Source organism: Intestinibacter sp., from assembly GCF_022780145.1.
Lineage (GTDB): Bacteria > Bacillota > Clostridia > Peptostreptococcales > Peptostreptococcaceae > Intestinibacter.
This window is the reverse complement of sequence record NZ_JALEXO010000251.1, coordinates 1-4490: the sequence shown is the minus strand read 5'-3', so window position 1 is coordinate 4490 and position 4490 is coordinate 1. Positions and strand designations below refer to the sequence as shown.

General features: G+C 33.4%; 4 protein-coding genes and 1 pseudogene. 4 read left to right on the top strand and 1 reads right to left on the bottom strand.

The genetic code is table 11. The features are described 5' to 3' along the window. Positions 1-112: 112 nt before the first annotated feature. Positions 113-1480, bottom strand: coding sequence for an MATE family efflux transporter (locus MR593_RS09515; RefSeq protein ID WP_290692247.1), 1368 nt, complete (start codon positions 1478-1480; stop codon positions 113-115). 311 nt (positions 1481-1791) lie between these two features. Here MR593_RS09515 and pyrB point away from each other — a divergent pair, with 311 nt between their 5' ends. From pyrB to MR593_RS13600, 4 genes and pseudogenes are all read left to right on the top strand, one after another. Beyond that, a complete protein-coding gene (gene pyrB, locus MR593_RS09510; RefSeq protein ID WP_290692245.1) occupies positions 1792-2715 on the top strand; it encodes an aspartate carbamoyltransferase in 924 nt (307 codons plus the stop codon). Positions 2716-2719: 4 nt separating this feature from the next. Continuing rightward, entirely contained in the window at positions 2720-3424 is a 705-nt protein-coding gene (locus MR593_RS09505) for a dihydroorotate dehydrogenase electron transfer subunit (protein ID WP_290692243.1), read from the top strand. Then, on the top strand, positions 3424-4326 hold the full coding sequence (locus MR593_RS09500) for a dihydroorotate dehydrogenase (protein WP_290692242.1): 903 nt from the start codon (positions 3424-3426) through the stop codon (positions 4324-4326). Before MR593_RS09505 ends, MR593_RS09500 begins: the two co-directional genes overlap by 1 nt. A gap of 65 nt (positions 4327-4391) precedes the next feature. Next, a pseudogene (locus tag MR593_RS13600) lies at positions 4392-4490 on the top strand (orotate phosphoribosyltransferase); the annotation flags it as partial.

The following is a 4490-nucleotide window of genomic DNA, read 5'->3' as shown; positions in this document are numbered from 1 at the left end:
AGATTTTTTGATTTAATAATGACTAATTTCCTTTTTTGTAATCTGTGTGACTTTGTAAGATTATTTACAAAATCACACAGATTTAAATTTTTAAGAAACTTTCATTTTTATATTACAATTCCTTATCCTTAATAAAAACAGGATCCTTCCTACAAGTATTCAAAAACATACCCAAGCAAGCAATAGCAGCTACAATCTCAGAAACAGGTAACGTAATCCAAATACCAGTCAAACCGATGCTCTTATAAAAAATCATACAAACAGGAATAATTATCACGCATTGTCTAAGCAGAGAAATAACCAAGCTATAAGTGCCCTTTCCGATAGATTCGTACATAGCAGATATAATCAAAGAAAATGCAGAGAATAAAAATCCTAGGCTGATTATACGAAGCGTTTGAACTCCTAGATTCATCATATTTTCTGAAGCACTAAACATCGACATCAGCTGTCTAGGCATAAACATAAATAGTAGGAAACCTATAAGCATTATAGTAAAGGATACCATAAGGCTTATTTTCAATGCTTCGAAAATTCTATCTCTATTCTTCGCACCGTAGTTGTATCCGACTATAGGTCTCATACCTTGAACAAGACCATTTACAGGCATTGCGATAAATGTCTGCAATCTGTAGTAGATACCGTAGACAGATACGGCTGTGTTTGAGAATTTTACTAAGACAAAATTAAGCACGATTGTAAGTAATGATGAAATAGAAATCATTAAAGCAGAAGGAATTCCAACTGCGTAAATTTCCTTTATAATATGAAACTCAAATTTAAATCGTTTTAAATCCATCTTCAGCATACTATCTGATTTAATGAAAAATACTAGCAATATTAAAAACGATATCATTTGTCCGATTATAGTAGCTATAGCCGCACCTGTAACTCCTAGTCTAGGAAAGCCGAACCAACCAAATATGAAAATTGGATCTAGTATGATATTTGCAATCGCACCAATTGCTTGCGATATAGTCGGCATTAGCGTGTTTCCTGTAGCTTGGAATATTTTCTCAAATGTGATTTGAAAAAACAACCCAAATGAAAGCAATACTACTATATAAGTGTAGTTACATCCAAGTGTAAAGATCTCCTCAGAATCAGTAAATGCTCTAAAAAACGGCTGTATAAATAGCAAGCCTAAAATGATAAATAATAGAGAATGAATAAATGACAGTATCATAGAATGTGTCACAGTGTTATTTGCTTCATCGATATTGTTTGCGCCGAGGCTTCTCGAGATATAAGAGTTCATACCTATGCCGACACCTACAGATACTGCAAGTATACAGTACTGAATTGGAGCAGCAAGTGATACTGCTGTCAGCGCATTTTCACCTAATTTAGCGACAAATATACTGTCGATGATGTTGTACATCGATTGCACAAACATAGATATTATAGGTGGACATCCCATCGTGAATATCAATGAAGAAATAGATTTAGTCCCCATAGGATTTTGTTTAGCTTCTTCCATTTTTATTACCCCCTTCAATTAATAAATATTATAAAAAAAGGCTATATATTAGCTCGTTTTTGTTCAGAAACGAGAAAATATATAGCCTTTTAGTAGTATCTACTAGTTAGCAATTAAATTATATCATATAATAGAGGTAGTAATCAATCAAACAATAATTTAAAATAGTAAATAGAGAAAAGTTATTTGCAATTTGTTAAACAGGATTTATGCCAATCTATTGACATAAAAATGTAAAAATGATAACCTACTAACAGAATAAAAATAGCTTTTAATTTTAGTCCGGTGAGGCTGAAAAAGGAGGATAAGAAATGTTAAAATCAAGAAATTTGGTCCAACCAGAAGACTTTTCAATTAAAGAAATAGATGAAGTACTAGATTTAGCTCAAAAGATTATGGCTAATCCTGGGAAATATTCAGAAGTTTGCAGAGGTAAACTTCTTGCTACATTATTTTATGAACCATCAACTAGAACTAGACTTAGCTTTGAATCAGCTATGAAAAGATTAGGTGGAGAAGTTGTCGGTTTCTCAGATCCAGGTTCATCATCAGTTTCAAAGGGAGAATCATTAGCTGATACTATAAGAATAGTATCTGGATATGTTGATATAATCGTTATGAGACACCCTATCGCAGGTTCAGCAGCTGAGGCTACAAAGTACACACAAGTACCTTTTATAAATGCTGGAGATGGTGGAAATCAACATCCAACTCAAACTCTAACAGATTTACTTACAATAAAAACTTTAACAGGAAGATTAGATAACCATGTAGTAGGCTTATGTGGTGACTTAAAATACGGAAGAACTGTGCATTCATTAGTTAAAGCTATGAACAGATACAACGATAGTAAATTCGTATTTATATCTCCAGAACAATTAAGAATGCCTGGATATGTAAAACAAAATCTTAAAAAACATATTTACTATGAAACTGCAAGCTTAGACGATGCAATACCAACTCTAGACATTTTATATATGACTAGAATACAAAGAGAAAGATTTGCAGATTTAGATGAATATGAAGAATTAAAGGGATGTTACATATTAGACCCAGAAAAAATGAGCAAAGCACCAGAAAATATGCTAGTAATGCATCCACTACCAAGAGTAAATGAAATTACTCCAGAGGTAGATAGTGATAAGAGAGCAGTATATTTCCAACAAGCTAAATTTGGAATGTATGTAAGAATGGCTTTAATAATGAAACTTTTAGGAGTAGACGTAGAGGAGTAAAATAATGTACAAAATAATAGAAAATAAATATATAGGTGAAGATATGTACCAAATGAAGGTACAAGGAAAATTTGAAGGAAAAATGGGTCAATTCTATATGCTTAGAGCATGGGATACATATCCAACACTTTCAAGACCTATAAGTATTCATGATATAGATGAAGAAGGTATAACTTTCTTATATAAAGTAGTCGGGGAAGGAACTAAGATATTCAGTAAATTAGTTGCTGGAGACGAAATAAAACTAGAAGGACCATATGGCAACGGATACCAAAAAGTAGAAGGTAAGGTTGCATTAGTAGGCGGTGGAATAGGTGTAGCACCTTTGTATTTAGTTGCAAAAAATATACCTAATTGTGATGTTTACTTAGGATTTAGAAATGAACCTATCTTAGTAGATAAATATGAAGCTGTTTGCAACAAAGTAACAACAACTGTAGGAAACACTTTTGTTACAGATGCTATAGATACAGCAGAATATGACTATATATTAACTTGTGGTCCAACACCTATGATGAAGGTTTTAATGGACAAGGTTAATAAAACAAACGCTGAAAAGGGAACTAACACAAGAGTGATGGTTTCATTAGAAAATAGAATGGCTTGTGGTATGGGTGCATGCTTAGTATGTACTTGCAAAACTACAGGTGGCAACAAAAAGACTTGTAAAGATGGTCCAGTATTCTGGGGAGAGGATGTGATTTTTTAATGGCTGATATGAGTGTAAAATTTAAAGATTTGACTTTCAAAAATCCAGTAATAATGGCATCTGGTACCTTTGGATTTGGTAGAGAATACAATGAAGTTTACGATATATCAAAATTAGGTGGAGTAAGCAGTAAAGGACTTACACTAAATGCTAAACCAGGAAACGAAGGCATAAGAGTTTGGGAAACTCCATCAGGAATGATAAACAGTGTAGGACTTGAAAACCCTGGAGTACAAGGATTCATAGACCATGAACTTCCTTTCTTCAAGGAATTAGATCTAGTTAGAATAGCTAACGTAGGTGGAGGTTGCATAGACGATTACGTAACAGGAGTAGAGCTTTTAAACGACAAAGAAATCGACATAATCGAACTAAATATCTCTTGTCCTAACGTAAAAGCCGGTGGTATGGCATTCGGAATCAAAAGTGAAGTAGCTAGAGAAGTGGTAAGAGAAGTCAGAGCAGCTTGCAAAAAACCTCTAGTAATAAAGCTTTCACCAAACGCAGAAGATGTAGTAGCCATGGCAAAAGTTTGTGAAGAAGAAGGAGCAGACGGTGTATCTCTAGTAAATACATTCCAAGCTCTTGCAATAGATATAAAAAACAGAAAGCCTGTTTTCAAAAATGTATACGCAGGTTTATCAGGACCAGCTATAAAACCTATAGCACTTAGAATGGTTCACCAAGTATGCAAAAACGTCGAAATACCAGTATTCGGTATGGGCGGCATCACAAAAGCTGAAGATGCTATAGAATTCATAATGGCAGGTGCTACGTGCATACAAGTAGGAACAGCTAATTTCATGAATCCTAGAGCGGGACTTGAAATAGTTGATGGAATAGAAGCCTTCATGGAAAGAGAAGGAATAAAATCTTTAGATGAAATCAGAGGAATTATTTAATAAAAGAAATTAAAACAAATTAATATAAATATATTATAAATTGAAATTAATGGAGGAATTTAGCGATGAGTAAAGTAGATGTAGTAGATATATTAAAGAAAAGTGACGCATTATTAGAAGGACATTTCCTATTATCTTCAGGAAAACACAGTAACAGATATGTA

Excerpts from the sequence above, each read along its gene's own strand:
- MR593_RS09505 (WP_290692243.1), top strand. The coding sequence starts at position 2,720 with ATGTACAAAATAATAGAAAATAAATATATAGGTGAAGATATGTACCAA.
- pyrB (WP_290692245.1), top strand. The coding sequence starts at position 1,792 with ATGTTAAAATCAAGAAATTTGGTCCAACCAGAAGACTTTTCAATTAAA.
- MR593_RS09500 (WP_290692242.1), top strand. The coding sequence starts at position 3,424 with ATGGCTGATATGAGTGTAAAATTTAAAGATTTGACTTTCAAAAATCCA.
- MR593_RS09515 (WP_290692247.1), bottom strand. The coding sequence starts at position 1,480 with ATGGAAGAAGCTAAACAAAATCCTATGGGGACTAAATCTATTTCTTCA.